Raw genomic sequence first — 22,827 nt, 5'->3', positions numbered from 1 at the left:
TACGAACGTGAAGGCGGCGTAAGCGCGGCCTGCCCAAAGACCCGTGTGGGCGTGCGGAAGAGGCGTACGGGATGGTCCCGTACGCCCCTGTTCGCTCCCGGTCCGCCCGGCGTCGTGAGCCGGTGCGGTGTGTCGGTCAGACGGTGCCCGCGCGCGGCGGGACCCTGGTGACCGCGGGGGTGGTGTTCAGGCCGAGCGTGACGAGGGCGACGCCCTCGCTCGCGCCCTGGACGACGGCGGGGGCGCCGACCATGAAGCCGGAGGACGCGTCGCCGTGGAGGGTGACCTGCTTGCCGCTGTCGACCATCTCGATGGCGCCGGTGCCGCTGCGCGAGCTGAGCATGACGCCGCCGGTGGCGAGGTCCTGGCCGTCGACGAGGGCGACCGGGCCGTAGCCGGTGACCTTCTGGTCGGGCAGTTCGGTCCAGCGGCCGGCCTGGCCGCCGCGCAGCTGGGCGACGTTGATCTGGTCGCTGGAGGGCTTGTGGTAGGCGAGCAGCACGGAGCCGTCCTTGGCGGTGACCGCGTCGGGGGCGTCGCCGGGCCGGGTCTTGAGGCCGCGGGCGGCGCGCACCATGGCGCCGCCTGCGTCCTTCTGGGCCCAGTGCTCGACCCAGCCGAAGGCGGAGCCGAAGACGTGGACGCGGCCGTCGCCGTCGACGGCCGCGGCGAGGCCTTCCTGGATCTGTCCGCCGCCGGCCAGCTTCTGCCACGGCGACCAGGTGCCCTGCTTGTCGCGGACGCGGGTGCTGACGCCCTTGGCGGCGTTGCGCACGAAGACGTGGACGGTGCCGTCGGGGGCGGTGATCGCGGTGGGCGGGCCGGTGAGGCGGCTGCGGCGGGGATCGGTCTCGGGGTTGCCGAGGCTGGTCCACTGCGGCTCGAAGTCGCCGCCCGCGGTCTTCTGCTGCAGGACGACTATCTCGCGGGTGTCGTCCTTGTCGGCGGGCCCGAGGTTGGTGAAGCGCAGGCCGAACACGAGGTGGCGGCCGTCGGGGGCGGCGACCGCGCTGAGGGCGGGGGCGAGGGGGCCGCCGCCGAGGTCCTCGGCGGTGCCCCAGCCGCCGCTGAAGGGGCCGGACTCGCGCCAGCGGGCGGCGCGGGTGCCGAGCACGGCGTACGCGGTCATCCGGCCGTCCTTGTCGACGACGACCTTGGGGCCGGCGGTCGGGTAGCGGCGGTGGGTGGAGCGGACCCAGCCCTTCTTGGACTTGAGGACGCCGTTGAGGCCGACCGAGTAGTCACCGCAGCCGGAGGCGTTGCCGCACTGCCAGCTGGAGGCGCCGCCGTAGGCGTTGAGGTACTCGGTCTTCTGGTGGACGGTGTCGTTGGGGAGGTTGTACGGCCAGCGCTGGTTGTAGTAGCCGCGGAACGCCTCGGTGAGGAAGCCGGGGGTGCGCGAGCCCTGGGTGCTGCCCTGGCCCCACTGGGCGAGCGCGCGCCAGGTGAACAGGGCGACGGCGGTGTGGTCGGGGTGGTCGGAGTAGCCGACCTGGTCGCTGCCGCGCGGGTGGAGCTTGTCGTGGACCTGGGCGTCGGGGTCCGGGTCGAGGGTGCGCACCAGCGTGGGCCGGTACTTGCGCATCAGGAACAGCAGCGCGTCGGTGAGCTCGTCGCGGCTGTAGGTGTACTTCTCGCGGACCGGGGACTCGGGGGTGGGCTGGGTGCGCAGCACCACGCCGGGGGTGTTCCACAGCTGGGTCATGCCGACCCAGCCGCGGCCGGTCTTCTCGTGCATCCGCACGCCGAGGAAGATCAGCTCGGCGCGGCGGCCGTTGTACTCCAGGACGTTGAGCTCGGCCTCGCGCCCGCCGGGCAGCTTGAGGGCGGTGCGGGTCCACGGGGTGAACAGGGTCGCGCCGAGCATCCGGGCGTACGCCTGGCGCAGGCCCTGCTGGCGCGCGGAGACGTAGGCGGGCACGTCGGGGCGGGCCTTGGGCTCGCCGGGTGCCTGGTTGACGCCGAAGGAGCCGCCGCCGGTGACGTACACGGAGACGACCGGGACGCCTCGCTCGATCGTGTGGAGCGTGTCCGGGTTCATGAAGAACAGGTCGTCGTCCGGGTGCGCGACGATCGCCATGGCGAGCGGGCGGCCCGGGGTGTCGAAGCTGCTGCGGTGGTCGACCGGCAGCAGCGAGACGGGCTTCGGTGGTTCACTTGTGACGGCGGCGCCTCTGGCCGACGGGTGCTTGCTGTCGCATCCGGCGATCGCACCGGCTGCCACCACCCCCGCCAGCGAAGCCAGCACGGTACGCCGGGAGGCCGTTTGGCGTCCCATCATCGGCCAGCGTCCCATGTCCTTCTCCCACTCCCCGCTTCACGTTCATCTGCGATCAAGCAGACCGCCACCCGAGGAGAGGGCTGAAAGTTCATTTGGGTTCCACTCGATGAAGCAATCGTGATGCATCGATAGAATTACGAAGCAACTTGCCGATCTTACGCATTATTGGCAGCATGCAACGCTGACCATTAGCCCAGACGAGAGCTAGGTTCACCGTGAGTGACTCACTGCTGCCCTATGCGGTGGGCGCCGCCAAGCGGGCGCGCCGCGCGGCAGTACGTATGCGCCGACGTGTCGAGCAGATGCATACCGTACCGGCCATCGACGGAGTCAAGCCGCGGCCGCTGCTGCAGCCCGTGCACTTCTCGGTCTCCGGTGGGCGCACCCTCAACTTCGCGGTGAGCTTCCCGCGCCGCCCGGAGGCGGTCAGCGCGGCGCATCTGGAGATGTCGCGCGGGCGCAAGGTCGTCCATGTGGAGCTGGAGCAGGAGCCGCAGAGTGACGGAAGTCTCCTTCTGACGGCCACCGCGCCGCTGCGCCATGACGATCCGTCGGAGACCGGCACCCGCGGTCCGGTGCTCTCGTCCGGTATGTGGCGCATGGAGGTCGTGGTCACCGAGAGTGACGGCCGTGAGCTGCGGGCGAAGATCGCCTCGGCCCCCGCGGAGTCGTCCGACGGCCCGACCCTGGCCACCTCGCCGTCACCCACCAGCGGCGCCGTGTTCCGTCCGGTGCGCTCGGTCGACGGCCGCTCGATGCTGAACGTGCGCGGCCCGCGCCACCAGGCCGAGCTCACCTCGTTCGAGCTGCGCTGGGACCGGATCGTGGTGCACGGCCGGCTCATCGCGCCCAAGGCCCCCGTCGAGGAGTACGTCGCGGAGGCGGTGCTGCGGCGCAGCAGCAAGGCGGCCGCGGCCCCCGTGACGTGGGACGGCGACCGCTTCACCTTCGACGTACCGCTCGCCGAGATGGCGGTCGGCCGCACCACCCGCACCTGGGACATGCATCTGAAGGCCGGTGGGAACCGGATCAAGATCGCCCGGCGGCTGACCGATGTGCGTCACCCCAAGCAGGTCTACCGGACGCCGTTCCGTATCGTCGCTCTCGACAACGGTTCGCTCGCGAGGGTGCACGCCTACGTCACCCCGGCCGGCGTGCTCGCCGTGTCCTGTACCGGATTCGGAACCGCCCCCCGTGGCGCAGAGGAAGTTGCATGAAGATCACGTTTCTGCTCACCTGGGGCGACGAGATGGGCGGCACCGAGATGGCCGCCTACACCCAGGCGATCCATCTCGCTCCCCGGCACGACGTCGAGGTGCTGAGCGTCTTCAAGACCCGCCCCGAGCCGTTCTTCTCGGCGGCGCAGCAGGTCAAGCGGCGCTACCTGGTGGACAGGACCGGATCGTACGGCCGCCCGGTGCGCGCCAGCGCCCTGGACGAGAACGCCTGCCGGACGCTGGAGTCGCTGCCGAGCGAGCTCATCAAGCCGTCCTGGGAGTCCACCTTCGACCGGCTGTCCGACATCGAGATGACGGCCGCGCTCGGCTCGCTCGACTCCGACGTGCTGGTCACCACCACCCCGGCGCTGCTCGCCGCGGCCGCCGAGCTGGCCCCCTCCCGGGTCGTCACCGTGCACCAGGAGCACCGCGCCTCCCAGCTGCGCGGCGTCTCCGGTGAGCCGCTGCTGGTCTACGGCCCGCGCGTCGACGCGCTGGTGTCGCTGACCGAGCGCACCAACGACTGGTTCTCCGACTCGCTGCGCGAGGCCGCCCCGGAGCTCGCCGCGATCCCCAACGCGGTGCCCGACGGCTACCGTCCGCGCGCCGACCTGGAGTCCAAGACGATCGTCCTGGCTGCCCGGATGACCCCGGAGAAGCAGCTGGACCACGCCATCCACGCCTTCCAGCGGATCTGCGCGGACTTCCCCGACTGGCAGCTGCGGATCTTCGGCGACGGCCCGCAGGAGGTGCGCCTGCGCCGCCTCGTCGAGGGCCTGGGCATGCACTCGCGCATCGAACTGGTCGGCCGTTCCTCGCAGATGGAGCAGGAGTGGGCCAAGGCGAGCGTCTGCCTGCTGCCCTCGCGCAACGAGGCCTTCCCGCTGGTGCTCCTGGAGATGTTCGCGGCCGGCGTGCCGGTCATCGCGTACGACATCGTCACCGGGCCCGCCGAGATCATCCGCCACGACGTGGACGGTCTGCTCGTGCCGCCCGGCGACATCGACTCGCTGGCCGCCGCGATGGCCCGCCTGATGGGCGAGGACGACACCCGGCACGCGTTCGGCAAGGCCGCCCGCAAGGGTGTGTACGAGCGGTTCGGCGGCGAGGACATCACCGCCCGCTGGGAGCAGCTCTTCGCCAAGCTGGTCGCCCGCCGCGACACCCCCGAGCGCCTGGCGCAGCGCGCCGACCGCACCGCGCTGCGCATCGCGGCCGGCGGCACCCGCAGCTTCAGCGTCGCCGCCCCCGTCTCGGCCCTGTCGAACTCGGCGGACGAGCAGAAGGCCCGCGAGGTGATGATCCAGGCGCAGGACCGCACCGGGACGCTGATCCGCTCGGCCGGCCGGCTCGCCGAGCAGCGCGACGACATCAACGGCCCGCGCATGGCGCAGATCAACCTGGAGATCACCGCCAAGGTCCTGGAGGACGCGGGGATCCCGTACATCCTGCTGCGCCACGACGCCGGCGTCGCCCACCGCGTCGCCGTGCCCGTCGAGATGCGCCGCCGGGTGATCGAGGCCATGTCGACGGCCCTGCACGGCAAGCCGGTCTACGCCGAGCTGGTCACCCCGCGCGGCGCCGCGCCCGGCGCGGTCCTGGCCGAGCGCCTGGGCGAGGTCGGCGAGGTCGCGGGCCTGCGCGTCTTCAAGCCGATCACCTCCGAGAGCCGCACCCTGCGGTACGGACCGGCGTACGGCTGCAGCCTGGAGTTCTGGGCCGAGTCGGAGGAGGACGGCTGGCGCGAGACGCCCCGGCTGACCACCCTGCTCGGACGGCGCCTGCCGAACCTGGAAGCCACCGCGAAGCTGCGGGTCGGCGAGCGCGACTACCCGACGCTGGCGCAGTTCACCAAGCAGCTGATGTGGGACGTCGACTACCCGATCGACGTCGTCTACACCTGGGTCGACGACACCGACCCGGCCTGGCAGCAGCGCCGCGACTCGGTGCGCCGCAGCCGCAACATGCCGACGAACGACGCCGACAGCGGCGACGTGCGCTTCCGCAACCGCGACGAGCTGCGCTACTCGCTGCGCTCCCTGGAGATGTTCGCGCCCTGGGTGCGGACCATCTACCTGGTCACCGACGACCAGACGCCGGACTGGCTGGACACCACACAGCCCGGCATCAAGGTCGTCAGCCACCGCGAGATCTTCAAGGACCAGGCCTGGCTGCCGACGTTCAACTCGCACGCCATCGAGAGCCAGCTGTACCGCATCGAGGGCCTGGCCGAGCACTTCCTCTACCTCAATGACGACGTGTTCATCGGCCGTCCGCTCAACCCGTCGTCGTTCTTCCTGAGCAACGGCGTCGCCAAGTTCTTCCGCTCGCCCACGGCCGTCCCGCCGACCGAGCCGTCCCCGGACGACGAGGGCTACTTCGCGGCCGCGAAGAACAACCGGGCCCTGCTGGAAGAGGCGTTCGGGCGGACCACGACGACCAGCTTCCTGCACGCGCCGCACCCGCTGCGCCGCAGTGTGCTGACCGAGATCGCCGACAAGTTCCCGGACGAGGTGGGCCGCACCGCCGCCAACCCGTTCCGCGCCAACTCGGACCTCTCGATCACGTCGTCGCTGCACCACCACTACGGCTACCTGATCGGCAGCTCGGTGCCGAGCGCGATCTCGTGCAGCTACATCAACGTGGGCAACTACGACCACCACACGGTGCTGACCCGGCTGCTCGCCGAGCGCGCCCACGACACGTTCTGCATCGGCGAGTCCGCCGACGCGGAGGTGTCGGTGGAGGAGCAGGACCGCGTGCTGCGGGCGTTCCTGAGCGCGTACTTCCCGGTGAAGTCCCGCTTCGAGCGCGACTGACGTACGGATACGGAGAAGGGCCCGCCCGACCGGAAGGTCGGGGCGGGCCCTTCTTACGTCTACGCGTCCGCTACCGCTTCTCGAACGGGCTCGGTACCGGGAAGTACGCGTCGAGGAACGGCGTGATCAGGTCCTTCTGCTCGTGCACGTCCTGCTCGGTGGAGACCGTGTCGTTGACGCAGAACACCGTCTTGTCCCGGTTGGCGAGCAGCCGGCCCAGCCGGGTCTCCGTCCACGGGTGCGTCAGGTCGAGGTAGGTGTACGGGAGTTCGGAGGGCACCGCGCGCTGCGTGTGGTACGCGTAGTAGTGGTGCAGGGACGACGAGATGGAGATGTCGTCCTCCGAGCGGAACCGGCTCGCCTCGGTGTAGCGGTACTCCGGCTCGAACTCCGTCTCGATCTCGGTGAGCAGGCTGCGGCGCAGCGGGTGCGGCATGTGCTTCATCTTCTGCACGACCACCGCCCCGTACCGCTCCTCGATCAGACGGCGGTTGTTCTTGCCCGCGGCGGCCACCGGCGGGTCCTCCGGGGTGCGCGCGCCCAGCGGGACCAGGGCGGGCGACGGGAAGAACTTGGTGAGGCCGCTGGAGAGGAAGAAGTCCTGCGGGGTGACCTCGTTGCCGAGCATCACGTCGTCGTTGAAGTACAGGAAGTGCTCGGCCAGGCCCTCGATGTGGTGGAGCTGGCTCTCGATGGCGTGCGAGTTGAAGGTGGGCAGCAGGCCCGGGTCGCGGAAGATCTCCTTGTGGCTGACGACCTTGATGCCGGGCTGTGTGGTGTCGAGCCACTCCGGGGTCTGGTCGTCGGTCACCAGGTAGACGTTGCGCACCCACGGCGCGTACATGTGCAGCGAGCGCAGCGAGTAGCGCAGCTCGTCGCGGCTGAGGTAGCGCGCGGCGTTGGCGGACTCGGCGTGGTAGGTCTCGCCCGCGAACTGGGCGCGGCGGCGCAGCCAGGCCGGGTCGGCGCCGTTCACCCACGTGTAGACGACGTCGATCGGGAAGGTGATCTCGTCGGTGGGGTGGATGGCGAACTCGGCGCGGGTGCGCACCTGGGCCGCGTCGGGGGCCTTGCGGGGCGCGAGGTGGGTGAAGTACGCCTCGGAGACCTGCGCGACGGGGCCTTCGGCGGGGAGGGTCTCGGCGAGCTTGCCGACGCGCGGCGGCACCAGTTCGCCGTCCTCCTCCTTCCAGAACTCGACGTCGCAGCCGTAGCGGTTGCCGAGGGTGAGGCGGTGCGTGGGGTCCGTGCGGTACCAGGTGACGCGGACGGTCCCGGCGGTCTTGAACCGGCGCCAGGTGCCGTCCTCGTACCCCGGCAGGGAGGTCTCGGGGACCGGGTTGTTGCCCTTGACGTGGGTGACGTAGCCGGGCTGGTCGCCGCAGAGCGCCTCCAGGACCTTCAGCACGGCCGTACGGTCGTCCTCGCGGACGGCGACGGCGGCGGAGGTCTCCGAGCGGCCGCGCACGCAGAAGTGGTCGAGACCGGCGGCGTGCAGGGCGCGCAGCACGGTGTCGAGGTTGGCGCGGCGGGCCTGGAGCGGGGTCACCCCGGGGATGACGAGGGCGACCTTGGGGTCCTTGCCGACGTGCACGACCGTGCGGTCGGCGCCGGAGGCGAGGGTCTGGTAGCGCTTGGTGACGCGGGCCGCGCGCATCTTCTCGGCGACGGCCGCGCCGCCCGCGATGCGCATCTTGACGCGGCGCCGCATGTCGGCGTCGACCTGCGAGACGATCGCGCGCCGCACACTCTCGGGCACGGCCCGCCGGTAGACCCCCAGCAGTCTCGGTGCCTCGGGATTACGCACGGGGGGCTACTCCTTGACGTTCGTCGGACATCGTACGTTTGCTGAACGTGTCCAGTATGCCGCTGCGGCGTGGGGGCCCGGACGCGGGGTTTTCCCCACCCCGCCCCTTCCCTGCTGTGACATTTGCGGCTCCGCCGCGTGGCCTCCGGCGGGCGGCCGGTGTTCTTCGTCTGCGGACCGTGCTGGGTTGCTCGCGCAGTTCCCCGCGCCCCTAGAAACGCCCCTCCGGGGCGATCCCAGGGATGCCGCGCAGCGGCATTCAAGGGGCGCGGGGAACTGCGCGACCAGCCACAGCGGACCTGCAGCCGACCGGCAACGCTTCCAGGAAGGCGCTTAGAACGGGTTGAACTCGTCGAATTCCTGCTGCGCCTCGTCCCGCTCCGCCTCGCGGTCCCGGCGCCGCTGGGCGGCGGGACGCGGGGCCTCGAGGCGGTGGTCCTCGCCACGGCGGCCCAGCATCTCCGCGCCCGCCATCATCGTCGGCTCCCAGTCGAAGACGACCGCGTTCTCCTCGGGGCCGATGGCCACGGCGTCGCCCGCGCGGGCGCCCGCCTTCATCAGCTGGTCCTCGACGCCCAGGCGGCTGAGGCGGTCCGCGAGGTAGCCGACGGCCTCGTCGTTGTTGAAGTCGGTCTGGCGGATCCAGCGCTCCGGCTTCTCGCCGCGCACCCGGTAGACCTCGGCCGCCTCGTCGTACGTGACGGTGAAGCCCGCGTCGTCGACCGCCTTGGGGCGGATCACGATCCGGGTGGCCTCCTCGACGGGCTTGGCGGCACGCGCCTCGGCCACGATCTTCGCGAGCGCGAAGGAGAGCTCCTTGAGGCCGGTGCGGGCGACCGCGGAGACCTCGAAGACCTGGTAGCCGCGCTGCTCCAGGTCGCCGCGGATCATGTCCGCGAGGTCCTGGCCGTCCGGGATGTCGATCTTGTTGAGGACGACGATGCGGGGCCGGTCGTCGAGCCCGCCGTACTGCTTCAGCTCGGCCTCGATGACGTCCAGGTCGGAGACCGGGTCGCGGTCGGACTCCAGGGTCGCGGTGTCCAGGACGTGCACGAGCACCGAGCAGCGCTCGACGTGCCGCAGGAACTCCAGGCCCAGGCCCTTGCCCTGGCTGGCGCCGGGGATCAGACCGGGCACGTCCGCGATGGTGTAGACGGTCGAGCCCGCGGTGACCACGCCGAGGTTGGGGACCAGCGTGGTGAACGGGTAGTCCGCGATCTTCGGCTTGGCGGCGGAGAGCACGGAGATCAGGGAGGACTTGCCGGCGCTCGGGTAGCCCACCAGGGCCACGTCCGCGACGGTCTTGAGCTCCATGATCACGTCACGGGCCTCGCCGGGCTCGCCGAGCAGCGCGAAGCCGGGGGCCTTGCGCCGGGCGGAGGCCAGCGCCGCGTTGCCGAGGCCGCCGCGGCCGCCCTGGCCGGCGATGAAGGTGGTGCCCTGGCCGACGAGGTCGGCGAGCACGTTGCCGGCCTTGTCCAGGACGACCGTGCCGTCCGGGACGGGCAGGACCAGGTCCTGGCCCTCCTTGCCGGTGCGGTTGTCGCCGGCGCCGGGCTGGCCGTTGGTGGCCTTGCGGTGCGGGCTGTGGTGGTAGTCGAGGAGCGTGGTCACCGACTGGTCGACGACCAGGATGACGTCGCCGCCACGGCCGCCGTTGCCGCCGTCGGGGCCGCCGAGCGGCTTGAACTTCTCCCGGTGTACGGAGGCGCAGCCGTGGCCTCCGTTACCCGCGGCGACGTGCAGCTCGACGCGGTCCACGAAGGTGGTCATGGGCTTGCCTCCAGTACGTGCGGAATGTCTGTGTAGAGCCGTGTTTCATTAGAAACACGCGAAAGGCGGACCTGCTTCCCGTACGGGGTCCGTACGGGAAGTGAGGTCCGCCTCACGAAAGATCCGGTCAGGCGACCGGAACGATGTTCACGACCTTGCGGCCACGGTGGGTGCCGAACTGCACCGCGCCGGCCTGCAGGGCGAACAGCGTGTCGTCGCCACCGCGGCCGACACCGGCGCCCGGGTGGAAGTGGGTGCCGCGCTGGCGGACCAGGATCTCACCGGCGTTGACGGTCTGACCGCCGAAGCGCTTCACACCGAGCCGCTGAGCGTTGGAGTCGCGACCGTTCCGGGTGGACGATGCGCCCTTCTTGTGTGCCATGTCTCCTCAGTCCCTTACTTCGCAGCCGCGGGGATGCCGGTGACCTTGATCGCCGTGTACTGCTGGCGGTGGCCCTGGCGACGGCGGTAACCGGTCTTGTTCTTGTACCGAAGGATGTCGATCTTGGCACCCTTGTGGTGGTCCACGACCTCGGCCGTGACCTTGATGCCGGCCAGCACCCACGGGTCGCTGGTGACAGCGTCGCCGTCGACAACGAGCAGGGTCGAGAGCTCGACCGTGTCGCCAACCTTGGCAGTGGAAATCTTGTCAACCTCAACGATGTCGCCGACAGCAACCTTGTGCTGGCGACCACCGCTGCGCACGATGGCGTACACGCGGATCTCTCTCTCGCTCGGAACGGAACCCCTGAAGCCAGCCGCGTCACACGGGCGAGCCCGTGATGATCCGGAATGGACGAGCGGCCTCTCCCCGCCACCGCGAACGGTCGCCGGGAGGGAGGTGCTCAGGGGCGGGCGCGCATGGAAACACGCCGAGGGTCAAGATTACGGGCCCCTTTCCCAGGGGTCAAACCAGCCGATGACCGGACGGTAGGGCCGGGCCCGGGGCCGAGGTGTCGGAGGTCACTGATTCAATAATCACTCGTGCACCTGCGTTCGCTGCTCTCCATGCCCCGCATGCTCCGCCACGGCTCGTCCCTGGGCGCGGGCCTGCCGCCCGACGAGGCCGTCACCGTCGACGCCCCGGACGGCCCGATGGCGGACGCGCTGGCCGCCGTGCACGCGGGCGACCGCGGCCCGGCCGCCGCCCTGCTCGCCGGGACCCGCGAGCGCGCCGAGTGGGAGCGCCGCAGCACCTACGTCACCCAGCTCGCCGCGGCCGCCCTGCACAGCCCCGGCTGGCTGGACGACTGGCTCGCCGAGTCGCCCGAGGACCCCGACGCGGTCCTGGTCAAGGCCGAGCTCTGCGTCCACCAGGCGTGGGAGATACGCAGCGCGGCGCGGGCCAGGGACGTGGCGCCCGAGCAGTTCCAGGCGTTCTTCGCACTGCTCGGGGACGCCGTCCCGGTGGCGTCCGCGGCCGCCCGGCTCAACCCCACCGACCCGGTGCCCTGGCAGATCGCGCTCACCCACGCCCGGGGCAGCCAGGCCCCGCGCGAGGTGTTCGACGCGTACTGGGCGGAGGCAGTGGCCCGCTCCCCGCACCACTACGGCTGCCACGCGGCGGCCCTGCAGTACCTCTCCGAGAAGTGGTACGGCTCGCACGGCGAGATGTTCGCCTTCGCCGAGCGGGCCGCCGAGAGCGCGCTGCCCGGCTCCAAGCTGCACGCGCTGCCGCTGCTCGCGGCCGTCGAGTACGTGGTGGTCTCCGACGACCCGCGCCAGAGCCCCGTCGAGCGCGCCAGGATCGACGCGGCCGTCGAGCGCGGACTTGAGCTGTCCACCTGGTACGAGCCGGGCGACCCGGACGCGGCGGACTTCCGCAACCACCTCGTCCTGATGCTGATCCTGCACGAGAGGTGGGCCGAGGCGCTGGACGTGTTCCGGGCGATCGGGGTGCGGGCGCGCACGTATCCCTGGGCGTACCTGGGCGAGCCGCGCACGGAGTTCGTGGAGCTGCGCTCGGGGGTGCGGATGCAACTGGCTTCGCGAACGCCGCTGTTCTCTCGGGCGGGGCGGGCGGGCGGCCCCGGCCCGGGCCCGGGATCTGCGGGATCCGCCGGTTCCGTCGCCGCGTCCGGGGACGCGCGCGCCCTCTCCTCCCCCCGCTCGCTCGCGATAGCCGCCGCGCCGCCGCACGAGGTCGCCGAGGCCGCGCTGATGTGCGGCGTATCGCTGCGGATCGCGCCCGCGCCGCCCGGTATGAGTTACGTGGAGCTCGTCCCGGACCCCTCGCCCGGGCGGCGCGCGGCGCTGGCCCGCGACGACCGGCTGACGGCGGCGGCCGACAGCTTCACCACGGGCGAGAAGTGGGCGGCGCTGGTGCTGCGCCGCACCGGGCCCCGGTACGGGCTCACGCTCCTCCAGAAGGGCCGGGAGACCGCCGCCCACCAGTGGGACCCGGCGGCCCCGGTCACCGACCACGCGGTGGCGGCCACGACCGCGCAGGCCCTGGCGGCGGCGTTCTCGGTCCGGGACGCCCGGCCGCTGGTGACGCTGCTGCGGGGCGCGGACTCCCCCGCCCGCCGCCAGGCCGACCTGGTGGCGGCGCTCGGCCTGCCGCCGTTGCCGGCGGGGTTCGGCGAGCACGACGAGGTCCTTCGGACCGTTCCTGGCGCCCAACTCCTGGCCCGCCGGGGCGTGTTGCGCGGGATCCGCGACTCCCTGTCCACGGACCTGGGCACCCCGGCGATCCCGGTGCCGCGCCCGCGCCGCTGGTGGCGCCTGCGCGTCGCGGCCCTCGCGGTCCTGGTCCCGGCGTCCGCGTACGCCTGGACGACCCCGGACTGCTACCGCGCGACGATCCCGACCCTGGCGACACTGTTCCTGGCAAGCCAGTTGAGGACGGCGTGGAGGGGCAGGGGTTGAGCCCGGTCTTTGTCTGCGGGTGAGTGGGTGGCTGGTCGCGCAGTTCCCCGCGCCCCTGAGATGCGCCCCTTCGGGCCGCCCCAGGGGATTGCCGCGGAGCGGCATCTTCAGGGGCGCGGGGAACTGCGCGAGCAACCCAGCACGGTCCGCACCCGACGAACCCGGCCGCCCGCCAGGGCTTTCGGGAAGGGGCGGGGTGGGGTGAAAAGCCCGCTGCAGGCGTCGGCGGCCCCCGGACAAAACCGAAGGCCCGGCCCCGGAATCCCCGGGCCGGGCCTTCGGTGTCGTGTCGTAACGACCGAGATCAGCTCTCCGTCGACACCGGCTCAGCCGCCGTCTTCTTCGTCGCCTTCTTCGCCGTCGTCTTCTTCGCGGCCGTCTTCTTGGCCACAGCCTTCTTCGCGACCGCCTTCTTCGCCGTCGCCTTCTTGGCCGTCTTGCGGGCCGTCTTCTTGGCCGGGGCCGGGGCCGTCTCGTCCGCGACGGGCTCGGCCTCGGGCGCCGGGGCGCTCGCGACCACGAGCACCGCGGCATCCTCCGCGCCCGACGGCGAACCGGCGGGAGCGGTGGCCTTGCGGGTCACCCGGCGACGGGCCCGCGGCGGGGCGGCGACGGGCGCCTCCTCGACGACGGGCTCGGCCACGACCGGCTCGGCGACGACGACCGGCTCGGCCACGACGGCCTCCACCACGACCGGCTCGGCCGCGACGGGCGGACCCGCCGGGGCGGTCGCCTTGCGGGTGGCCCGGCGACGGGTACGGCCGCGCGGCGCCTCGTCCTCGATGAAGGACGCGACCGTGACCGGCTTCGGCTCGGGCTCGGCCACCGGCTCCGCCGCGACCGGCTCGGCCTCGGCGACCGGCTCGGCGCCCCGCTTGGGCGCACCGGCCGGAGCCGACGCCTTACGGGTCGCCCGGCGACGCGAACGGCTGCCACGAGCCGCGGCCTCCGCCTCGGCGGCGCTGCTGTAGAGCTCCTCGTCCGGCACGAACTCCGGCTCGGCGAGCGCGACGGGGGCCGCGACCTCGGCCGCCACCTCCGCCTCGGTCTCGACGTCCGCGGACTCGACGGCCTCGTGCTCGTGCGCCTCGTGGTCGTGCTCGGCACCGCCCCGGCCGCGCTTCTTGGAGCGCTTGCCGTTGCCGCCGCCACCGACGCCGGTCGGCTGCTCCATGTGCACGATGACACCGCGCCCGTTGCAGTGGACACAGGTCTCGGAGAACGACTCCAGCAGGCCCTGGCCGACCCGCTTGCGGGTCATCTGGACCAGGCCCAGCGAGGTGACCTCCGCGACCTGGTGCTTCGTACGGTCGCGGCCCAGGCATTCGAGCAGGCGCCGCAGCACCAGGTCCCGGTTGGACTCCAGGACCATGTCGATGAAGTCGATGACGACGATGCCGCCCAGGTCGCGCAGCCGCAGCTGGCGCACGATCTCCTCGGCCGCTTCGAGGTTGTTCCTCGTCACGGTCTCTTCGAGGTTGCCGCCCTGGCCGGTGAACTTGCCGGTGTTGACGTCGACGACGATCATCGCCTCGGTCTTGTCGATCACCAGCGAGCCGCCGGACGGCAGCCAGACCTTGCGGTCCAGCGCCTTCATCAGCTGCTCGTCGATCCGGTACGTCGCGAAGACGTCGACCTCGGAGGTCCACCGGGAGAGGCGGTCCACCAGGTCGGGCGCCACGTGCGAGACGTAGCCGTGGATGGTGTCCCAGGCCTCGTCGCCGCTGACGATGACCTTGGTGAAGTCCTCGTTGAAGATGTCGCGCACGACGCGGACGGTCATGTCCGGCTCGCCGTACAGCAGGCTCGGCGAGCTCGTCGAGATCTGCTTGGCCTTCTTGGAGATCTCCTCCCACTGGGCCTGCAGGCGCTCGACGTCACGGCGCAGCTCGTCCTCGCTCGCGCCCTCGGCGGCGGTGCGCACGATGACGCCCGCGTCCTCGGGGACGATCTTCTTGAGGATGGTCTTCAGCCGGGCCCGCTCGGTGTCCGGGAGCTTGCGGCTGATGCCGGTCATCGAGCCCTCGGGCACGTACACGAGGTAGCGGCCCGGCAGCGAGACCTGGCTGGTCAGACGCGCGCCCTTGTGGCCGATCGGGTCCTTCGTCACCTGGACGAGGACCGACTGGCCCGACTTGAGCGCGGCCTCGATGCGGCGCGGCCCGTTGGCCATGCCGAGCGCCTCGAAGTTGACCTCACCGGCGTACAGGACGGCGTTGCGGCCCTTGCCGATGTCGACGAAGGCGGCCTCCATCGACGGCAGCACGTTCTGGACCTTGCCCAGGTAGACGTTGCCGACGTACGAGGTGGCCTGCTCCTTGTTGACGTAGTGCTCGACCAGCACGTTGTCTTCCAGGACGCCGATCTGGGTGCGCTCGCCGCTCTGGCGGACGACCATCACGCGCTCGACGGCCTCGCGGCGCGCCAGGAACTCCGCCTCGGTGATGATCGGCACCCGGCGGCGGCCCTGCTCGCGGCCCTCGCGGCGGCGCTGCTTCTTCGCCTCCAGACGGGTCGAGCCCTTAATGGACTGCACCTCGTCGGACGGCTCGGCCTTCTCGCGCGCCGGACGCGGCTCGCGGACCTTGACGACCGTGCGCTCCGGGTCGTCCTGACCCGTCTCGTGGTCGCCCCCGTCACCGCTGCGACGACGGCGCCGACGACGGCGACGGCTGCTGCTGGTGCCGGCGGCGGACGGGGTGTCGTCGGACTCCTCGTCCTCGTCCTCGAACGCCTCGGCCTCGCCCTCGGCGCCCTCCTCCGACTCCGACTCCTCGGACTCGGCGGACTCGCCCCGGCGACGGCGGCGGCCACCGCGGCGGCGACGGCGCGAGGGACGGTCGTCCTCGTGCTCCTCGGCCTCGGCGCCCTCCGGCTCCTCCTCGGCGGACTCGGCCTCTTCGGCCTCCTCGGCGACGGGGGCCTGCGGCTCGGGCGCGGTCTCGGCGCTCTCGCCGCGACGGCGGCGGCGACGGCGCGAGGCGCCCTGCGGCTCGGCCTGCTCGACGACGGCCTCGGCCTGGACCTCGGTCTCCTCCGGCTCCTCCTCGTCCGTCACCTCGGCGGCTGCCTGGGCGGCGGCCGCGGCGGCGGTCTCCGGGGTCTGGAACATCGGCTCGTGGAAGACCGGCGCCTGGAAGACGGCGACGGCGGGGCGGGTGGCGCGGCGGCGCGAGCGTCCGGTCTCCTTCGGCTCGGCCTCCGTCTTCGCCTCGGCCTCGGGCTCCTTCACGGGCTCCTCGGCGGCGGCCGGGGTGAACTGCGGCGCGGTGGCCTTACGGGTGGCGCGACGACGGGTCCGCCCACGGGGCGCCTCGTCCTCGACGGCGGGCTCTTCGGCCACGACGGGCTCGACGACCACGGCAGCGACCGGCTCGGCCTCAGCCTCTTCAGCGGCCTTGGGCGCACCAGCGGGAGCGGTGGCCTTACGGGTCGCACGGCGGCGGGTACGCGCCGGAGCGGCGGGCTCCTCGGCGGCGGCCACGACAGCGGCCTCCTCGGCCGGGGAGGCGACCGGGTCCTCGGCGGCGACGGCCGGCGGCGCGCCGATGGCGGCCGGGGCCTCCTCGACGGCCGGGGCACCGGCGGGCGCGGTGGCCTTGCGGGTGGCACGGCGACGGGTGCGCGCCGGAGCGGCGGGCTCCTCGACGGCCTCGGGCTCGGCGGGCTCCTCGGCCACGACGGGCTCGGCGGCCACGACGGCCTCGGTCTCCTCGGCGGCCTTGGGCGCACCGGCAGGAGCAGTGGCCTTACGGGTGGCACGGCGACGGGTGCGCGCCGGAGCGGCGGGCTCCTCGACGGCCTCGGGCTCGACAGCGGCCGGGGTCTCGACGACCTCGACGGCCTCGGGCGCCTCGTCGGCGGCCTTGGGCGCACCGGCGGGCGCGGTCACCTTGCGGGTGGCGCGGCGGCGGGGGCGCGCCGGAGCGGCCTCCTCGGCGGCAGCGGGCGTCTCGGCCGGAGCCTCGGCGGCGGCCGGAGTCTCCTCGGCGGCGGGAGCAGCGGCGGGCCCACCCGCCGGTGCGGTCGCCTTGCGGGTGGCGCGGCGACGCGGACGCGCCGGAGCGGCCTCCTCGGCGGCAGCGGGGGTCTCGGCCGGGGCCTCGGTGGCCGCGACGGCGGTCTCGGGCGCGTCGGCGCCGGCGGCTCCCGGCGGACCGGCGGGCCGCGACGCGGCGCGGCGCCGGCGGCGCGGCGGCAGCGTGTCGCTGGGGCTGTTGTTGTCGTCCCCGGTCACACCGGGTTCGTTCTTCTCGTTCTCAAGCATGCGGGCGTAGCTCCCGTCACGCTCCCGGGCGCCGCGCCTTGTTCCGGTCCGGCGGCACGTCCGCGTGATGTGCGCGGGTGCCGTCGTCCGGGGCGCGGGCGCCGCACGGGAGCTGATATGTCCGGCTCGCCGGTTCCGTCCGCGATGTACGGACGGCCTGGCGAAAGTCTCCTGGTCAGTGCGCTGCCCGACCCAGGTGGCTCCCGAGTACCAGGGCTGCGCTACAACGACTGCCCTTACGCGGCGGGACCTTCCGGCGCCGTCGCAGAAGCGGTCCCGGCGGCCTTGGGTGGAGCGGCCGGGGCTGCCTCGCGGTCGGGCGCGAGCGGGTCGGTCACCGTGCCGGACTCCTCGTCGAAGAGCCCCTGCGCCAGCCTGGTCACCGCTGCGGGGACCGGCGGCGCCAGGTCGGCCAAAGCTCGGAGACCGGACAGGACGTCGTCGGGTCGCACGGCAGGTGTCAGGTGCCGTACCACCAGGCGCAGTATCGCACAGGGCTTGTCCACCGGCCTATCAGCCTGTGGAGGAAGCGCTTCGAGCCCGGCGACCGCGCCGCGCGTGTCGAAGGTGCGCATGCCGTTCTTGGTCCGGCGCTGGACCTCTACGGTCTCGGCGGCGAGGAAGGCCTCGACGGCCTTCTCGGCGTCCCCGACGGCCACGCCCTCCAGGCGCATCTCCCAGATGGAGGCGGTCAGCCGGTCGGCGAGGCCCGAGGTGCGGGCCTCCACGGCGTCGGTGATGTCGAGCCCGGTGGGCAGCGACTCGTCGAGCAGCGTGAGCAGCGTCGCCGGGTCGCGGTGCTCGGTGAGCGCGATCTCCAGGTACTCGGCTTCGGAGCCGGTGCCGGTGGGGGCGGCGTTCGCGTACGAGACCTTGGGGTGCGGGGTGAAGCCGGCCGAGTACGCCATGGGCACCTCGGCGCGGCGCAGCGCGCGCTCGAAGGCGCGCTGGAAGTCGCGGTGGCTGGTGAACCGGAGGCGGCCGCGCTTGGTGTAGCGCAGTCGGATGCGCTGCACCGCAGGTGCGGGCGGCGGGCCTTCGGGCTGTCGCTTGCCCAGTGGTTCTTCTCCTCGTGCGGGGCGGGCGCGGTGGGCGCCGCCCACCTGTCCTGTGGGGGCCCTCCGGTCGCGGCCCGCGCGCCGCCCGGCTCATCCCTCCGTCTTACGAAGGGAGATCTCGGGGGCGGGCACCGCGCCGGAGGCAGTAGTTGTACTACCCAGAGTACGCGCCGGATGCGGTGTCGGTTCCCGGGGCGGGCCGCCCACGAGGGCCCGCCAGGCATCGGCGCGGGCCTGCCGTACCGTCTCGCGGACCGAGGCGAGGGCCTCGCGCGCGGTGCGTCCGGCCTCGACGGCGGCCCGTTTCACCGGGGCCCACACGGCATCCCGCACCCAGTGCAGGACGGGCGCACACACCGTCCGCCACACCCACCGCACCGGCCGCCCCACCAGCTGCCACCCGAGCCACTTCAGCCCACGCCCGACGGCCCGCGAAATCTGCCCGGCGATCCGCCAGGCGTGCCCGAACGCGGCGGCGACCTCGCGCGCGACGACCGCGACGACGTGCCCGACGGGCGTCAGCACGCGGCGGTAGAACCACCCGAGAGGTACCACAAACAAGATCAAACCCACTCGAACGAGGGCGGTTCCGATCACGGAGGCGACCGCACCGACCCCCCGGGCCACCCATGCGATGGCGTGGCCCAGCGGAGTGAACAGGTGCCGGTACAGCCACAGCACCGGGACGACCACCGCGTACCGCCACACCGGCATCACCACCCACTGCCACAGCCATGTCAGCGGCACGACCACCAGCGTGCGGATCAGCCAGGCCAGGCAGTGGCCCAGAAAAGTGAGGGGGACGACGATCAGCGTGTGGCCCAGCCACTTCAACGCCCGCCCCACCGGGCGCAGCACCGCGCGGTGGATCGCTCGGGCCGTCGCCGCCAGTGCGTCCCAGATCAGGCGGATCGGGACGACCAGCACCAGGACCACGATCCGTACCGGGATCCGGATCGCGGCGGTGAGGCAGCCTTCGGGCTGCCTCGGCGGGGGCTGCTGGAGTTCCATGTACGCCAAGACGCGGCAAAGGCCCCGCATCGTTGCGATGCGGGGCCTGCCGTGATCAATCGGTGATCGAGCGGTTACTTCACGACCGTCAGGGGGAGCAGCTTCTTGCCCGTGGGGCCGATCTGGATGTGCGTGTCCATCTGCGGGCACACCCCACAGTCGAAGCACGGCGTCCAGCGGCAGTCCTCGACCTCGGTCTCGTCCAGCGCGTCCTGCCAGTCCTCCCAGAGCCAGTCCTTGTCGAGACCGGAGTCCAGGTGGTCCCAGGGCAGGACCTCCTCGTACGTACGCTCACGCGTGGTGTACCAGTCGACGTCCACGCCGTACGACGGGAGCGTCTTCTCGGCGCAGGCCATCCAGCGGTCGTACGAGAAGTGCTCGCGCCAGCCGTCGAAGCGGCCGCCGTCCTCGTAGACGGCGCGGATGACCGCGCCCACGCGGCGGTCGCCGCGCGAGAGCAGGCCCTCGACGATGCCGGGCTTGCCGTCGTGGTAGCGGAAGCCGATCGAGCGGCCGTACTTCTTGTCGCCGCGGATCTTGTCGCGGAGCTTCTCCAGGCGCGCGTCCGTCTGCTCGGCGGAGAGCTGCGGCGCCCACTGGAACGGGGTGTGGGGCTTGGGGACGAAGCCGCCGATCGACACCGTGCAGCGGATGTCGTTCTGGCCCGACACCTCGCGGCCCTTGGCGATCACGTTGACCGCCATGTCGCCGATCTGGAGGACGTCCTCGTCGGTCTCGGTGGGCAGGCCGCACATGAAGTACAGCTTCACCTGGCGCCAGCCGTTGCCGTACGCGGTGGCGACGGTCCGGATGAGGTCTTCCTCCGACACCATCTTGTTGATGACCTTGCGCATGCGCTCGCTGCCGCCCTCGGGGGCGAAGGTCAGACCGGAGCGACGGCCGTTCCTGGTCAGCTCGTTGGCGAGGTCGACGTTGAAGGCGTCCACGCGGGTGGAGGGGAGGGACAGACCGATCTTGTCCTCCGTGTACCGGTCCGCGAGGCCCTTGGCGATCTCACCGATCTCGGTGTGGTCGGCCGAGGAGAGCGACAGCAGGCCGACCTCCTCGAAGCCGGTCGCCTTCAGGCCCTTCTCCACCATCTCGCCGATGCCGGTGATGCTTCGCTCCCGCACGGGGCGCGTGATCATGCCGGCCTGGCAGAAACGGCAGCCGCGGGTGCAGCCGCGGAAGATCTCGACGGACATGCGCTCGTGGACGGTCTCCGCGAGCGGCACGAGCGGCTGCTTGGGGTAGGGCCACTCGTCGAGGTCCATGACGGTGTGCTTGCTGACCCGCCACGGCACGCCCGACTTGTTCGGGACGACGCGGCCGATGCGGCCGTCGGGCAGGTACTCGACGTCGTAGAAGCCCGGCACGTAGACGTTGCCGGTCTTGGCGAGGCGGAAGAGGACTTCCTCGCGCCCGCCGGGACGGCCCTCGGCCTTCCACGCGCGGATGATCTCGGTCATGTCGAGCACGGCCTGCTCGCCGTCGCCGATGACCGCGCAGTCGATGAACTCCGCGATCGGCTCGGGGTTGAAGGCCGCGTGGCCGCCCGCGAGGACGATCGGGTCGTCGATGCCGCGGTTCTTGGACTCCAGCGGGATGCCCGCGAGGTCCAGGGCCGTGAGCATGTTGGTGTAGCCCAGCTCGGTGGAGAAGCTGAGGCCGAAGACGTCGAACGCGCCGACGGGGCGGTGGCTGTCCACGGTGAACTGGGGCACGTGGTGCTCGCGCATCAGCTCTTCCATGTCCGGCCACACGCTGTACGTGCGCTCGGCGAGGACGCCCTCGCGCTCGTTCAGCACCTCGTAGAGGATCATGACGCCCTGGTTGGGCAGCCCGACCTCGTAGGCGTCCGGGTACATGAGCGCCCAGCGGACATCGCAGCTTTCCCACGGCTTGACCGTGGAGTTCAGCTCACCGCCGACGTACTGGATCGGCTTCTGCACATGCGGGAGCAGGGCTTCGAGCTGTGGGAAGACGGACTCGGCGGCAGTCATCTCGACGAACTTTCGTGAGCTGGCAGGGGGCGACTCTCTAGCGTAACCCGCTCCGGAGGTGCCCCCCGCCCGCCGAGATCCCCTCGGCTCAGGCCAGCAGCCGCTCCCGCAGCTCCGGCCGGGACGCCCTGCGCCAGACTTCCGACAGCTCGCGCTCGCGGTCGGCGGCCGTCGCCACCTCCTGGCCGTAGAGAAGTCCCCAGGTGAACGACGACTCGCCGGCCAGGTGGGCCTGGATCGCCAGACCGCGCAGGGCCTCGCGGGCCACCACGCTGTCCTGGTGGTCGCCCAGGACCGTCTGCACCGCCTTCATCCGCTGGGCGAACTTCTTCGCGGGGGCGCCGAGCGCGGGCTTGGCGGCCTCGGCGGCGTACCGGGCGCGCTTGGCCGCCTTGCGGGCGTCGTGCATGGCCAGGTCGCGCGGCCCGCCGGGACCGAGCTCCAGGGCGTGCGCTATCCGGCCCGCCAGCCGGTCGTAGTCCTTGAGCACCGCCTTGGGCACCACCTGGGCGACCGGCCGCCGGGCCGCAGGGCGCAGCGGCGGCCCGTCGAGCAGCGCGTCCAGGGTGTCGAGCAGCGCGAGGTAGCGCTTGCTGTCCAGGACGGCGAGGGTCTTGCGCCGCGAGCCGGAGCGGCGGGCCACGCTCCAGATGCGCAGCCGTCCCCGGACCGGCCCGAGCAGGAGCGGGCGGGGCAGGGCGGCGATGCGGCTCTGGAGGCGGTCGGTGAGGACTTCCTGGTCGCGGTCGACGCCGAGCTCGGCCGCGAGCCACTTGAGCTCCTCGCCGACGGGGTCGGTGACGGTCCGGTCGAGGACCTTCCCGTACGACTTGAAGGCGCTGCGCATACGGCGTGTGGCGACGCGCATCTGGTGGACGGAGTCGGGCAGGTCGCGCCGGACGGCGGGGTCGAGGTCGACCAGGGCGTCGCGCTGGGCGCGGAGATAGCCGAGGACGTGGTCGCCGGCGGTGGCCTTTCCCGTCGCCGGGGACTTCTCGACGACCGGTACGTCCGGCGCCTCCGGGGCCGTCTCCGCCAGCGCCCGGGCCAGCTTGGACGCACTGTGGGACGGGCGCAGGCCCGCCTTGCGCAGGCGCTTCTCGACGCGGTCGAGCAGGTCGGGGTCCACGTCGTCGGCGAGCTCCACCTCGACCTCGGTCCAGGCGGCCGTGGCGCCCGGCACACCCGGGCCGAGTCGCTCGGCCCGCACCGCGTCGACGCTCACCTCGGCGAGCAGCGTCCCGTCCCCGTCGAGCAGATGGCGTACGTGGCGGGAGGAGAGCAGCCGTACGACGGGGGTCAGTCGCGTGTCGCGGACGCGGGAGCGCAGGAGGGCGGCCAGGGTGCGGGGGACGTCCGGGGACAGGGGGGCGCGGATCTCGTCGCGGATGCCGGTGGCGACGGGGAACTTCAGGTGCCAGCCCGCGTCGTCGCCGCCCGTTCTGCGGCGCAGGGTGAGGGAGTCCGCGGCCAGGCGCAGGTCCTGGGTGTCGTAGTAGACCGCGTCCAGCTCCGCCACGCCCTTGTCGACGACTCCGGCGACGCCCGTGACCTTGGTGAGGTCGGGCAGCCGGACGTCGTCGCCGGTGGCTTCGTACTTCCGCTCGATCTCGCGCTTCGTCTCCGCCATGAATTGAATCTAGACGCGATTCGGGGCCCTCAACAGAGCGCCGGACCGGCCATCACGGCCGGTCCGGCATCCTTCGTGCGTCTTTCGCGGCCC

The 22,827-nt window shown here is 72.3% G+C and carries 13 protein-coding genes; 3 read left to right on the top strand and 10 right to left on the bottom strand.

Annotated elements, in window-relative coordinates; all coding sequences use genetic code 11:
- Positions 1-136: 136 nt before the first annotated feature.
- Positions 137-2,296: a PIG-L family deacetylase gene (locus IE252_RS29445; RefSeq protein ID WP_190092469.1), complete on the bottom strand. Its 2,160-nt coding sequence runs from the start codon at positions 2,294-2,296 to the stop codon at positions 137-139.
- Positions 2,297-2,496: 200 nt separating this feature from the next.
- On the opposite strand from IE252_RS29445, the gene IE252_RS29440 reads away from it, so the two are divergent.
- Together IE252_RS29440 and IE252_RS29435 are read left to right on the top strand one after the other, a co-directional pair.
- Positions 2,497-3,498 carry a hypothetical protein gene (locus tag IE252_RS29440; RefSeq protein WP_229848852.1) on the top strand — a complete coding sequence of 334 codons (1,002 nt, stop codon included), beginning with the start codon at positions 2,497-2,499 and terminating at the stop codon, positions 3,496-3,498.
- Positions 3,495-6,317, top strand: a complete 2,823-nt coding sequence (locus IE252_RS29435) for a stealth family protein (protein WP_190092468.1) — start codon at positions 3,495-3,497, stop codon at positions 6,315-6,317. Before IE252_RS29440 ends, IE252_RS29435 begins: the two co-directional genes overlap by 4 nt.
- A 70-nt stretch (positions 6,318-6,387) precedes the next feature.
- On the opposite strand, the gene IE252_RS29430 is transcribed toward IE252_RS29435, so the two are convergent.
- The 4 genes from IE252_RS29430 to rplU form a co-directional block, all read right to left on the bottom strand.
- Positions 6,388-8,124, bottom strand: a complete 1,737-nt coding sequence (locus tag IE252_RS29430) for a stealth family protein (RefSeq protein WP_190092467.1) — start codon at positions 8,122-8,124, stop codon at positions 6,388-6,390.
- A 333-nt stretch (positions 8,125-8,457) separates the two neighbouring features.
- A complete protein-coding gene (gene obgE / locus IE252_RS29425; RefSeq protein ID WP_190092466.1) occupies positions 8,458-9,897 on the bottom strand; it encodes a GTPase ObgE in 1,440 nt (479 codons plus the stop codon).
- A 127-nt stretch (positions 9,898-10,024) separates the two neighbouring features.
- The gene (gene rpmA / locus IE252_RS29420; RefSeq protein WP_049715810.1) at positions 10,025-10,279 is read right to left on the bottom strand and encodes a 50S ribosomal protein L27; all 255 of its coding nucleotides are present in this window, start codon (positions 10,277-10,279) and stop codon (positions 10,025-10,027) included.
- Between the two features lie 14 nt (positions 10,280-10,293).
- Entirely contained in the window at positions 10,294-10,614 is a 321-nt protein-coding gene (gene rplU, locus IE252_RS29415; RefSeq protein ID WP_015033583.1) for a 50S ribosomal protein L21, read from the bottom strand.
- 291 nt (positions 10,615-10,905) lie between these two features.
- On the opposite strand from rplU, the gene IE252_RS29410 reads away from it, so the two are divergent.
- Positions 10,906-12,765 (top strand): hypothetical protein, encoded by a 1,860-nt coding sequence (locus tag IE252_RS29410; RefSeq protein ID WP_229848851.1) that lies wholly within the window; start codon positions 10,906-10,908, stop codon positions 12,763-12,765.
- Positions 12,766-13,069: 304 nt separating this feature from the next.
- Here the strand turns inward: IE252_RS29410 and IE252_RS29405 are convergent, their stop codons facing one another.
- The 5 genes from IE252_RS29405 to IE252_RS29385 form a co-directional block, all read right to left on the bottom strand.
- Positions 13,070-17,032 (bottom strand): Rne/Rng family ribonuclease, encoded by a 3,963-nt coding sequence (locus IE252_RS29405; protein WP_190092465.1) that lies wholly within the window; start codon positions 17,030-17,032, stop codon positions 13,070-13,072.
- 236 nt (positions 17,033-17,268) lie between these two features.
- Complete coding sequence (locus IE252_RS29400) at positions 17,269-18,048, bottom strand: TIGR03936 family radical SAM-associated protein (RefSeq protein ID WP_190092464.1); 780 nt, start codon at positions 18,046-18,048, stop codon at positions 17,269-17,271.
- Positions 18,049-18,180: 132 nt separating this feature from the next.
- Positions 18,181-19,101 carry a hypothetical protein gene (locus tag IE252_RS29395; protein WP_190092463.1) on the bottom strand — a complete coding sequence of 307 codons (921 nt, stop codon included), beginning with the start codon at positions 19,099-19,101 and terminating at the stop codon, positions 18,181-18,183.
- 74 nt (positions 19,102-19,175) lie between these two features.
- Entirely contained in the window at positions 19,176-21,104 is a 1,929-nt protein-coding gene (locus IE252_RS29390) for a TIGR03960 family B12-binding radical SAM protein (protein ID WP_190092462.1), read from the bottom strand.
- An 88-nt stretch (positions 21,105-21,192) separates the two neighbouring features.
- The gene (locus IE252_RS29385; RefSeq protein ID WP_190092461.1) at positions 21,193-22,734 is read right to left on the bottom strand and encodes a CYTH and CHAD domain-containing protein; all 1,542 of its coding nucleotides are present in this window, start codon (positions 22,732-22,734) and stop codon (positions 21,193-21,195) included.
- Positions 22,735-22,827: the final 93 nt, after the last annotated feature.

Source organism: Streptomyces melanogenes, from assembly GCF_014649795.1.
In the GTDB taxonomy this organism is placed as follows: domain Bacteria; phylum Actinomycetota; class Actinomycetes; order Streptomycetales; family Streptomycetaceae; genus Streptomyces; species Streptomyces noboritoensis.
This window is presented reverse-complemented; position numbering and strand designations above follow the sequence as displayed.

Bases quoted from the DNA above. Each gene is read 5' to 3' on its own strand.
- IE252_RS29410 (WP_229848851.1), top strand. From the start codon at position 10,906: ATGCCCCGCATGCTCCGCCACGGCTCGTCCCTGGGCGCGGGCCTGCCG.
- IE252_RS29435 (WP_190092468.1), top strand. From the start codon at position 3,495: ATGAAGATCACGTTTCTGCTCACCTGGGGCGACGAGATGGGCGGCACC.
- IE252_RS29385 (WP_190092461.1), bottom strand. From the start codon at position 22,734: ATGGCGGAGACGAAGCGCGAGATCGAGCGGAAGTACGAAGCCACCGGC.
- IE252_RS29445 (WP_190092469.1), bottom strand. From the start codon at position 2,296: ATGGGACGCTGGCCGATGATGGGACGCCAAACGGCCTCCCGGCGTACC.
- obgE (WP_190092466.1), bottom strand. From the start codon at position 9,897: ATGACCACCTTCGTGGACCGCGTCGAGCTGCACGTCGCCGCGGGTAAC.
- IE252_RS29405 (WP_190092465.1), bottom strand. From the start codon at position 17,032: ATGCTTGAGAACGAGAAGAACGAACCCGGTGTGACCGGGGACGACAAC.
- IE252_RS29395 (WP_190092463.1), bottom strand. From the start codon at position 19,101: ATGGAACTCCAGCAGCCCCCGCCGAGGCAGCCCGAAGGCTGCCTCACC.
- rpmA (WP_049715810.1), bottom strand. From the start codon at position 10,279: ATGGCACACAAGAAGGGCGCATCGTCCACCCGGAACGGTCGCGACTCC.
- IE252_RS29390 (WP_190092462.1), bottom strand. From the start codon at position 21,104: ATGACTGCCGCCGAGTCCGTCTTCCCACAGCTCGAAGCCCTGCTCCCG.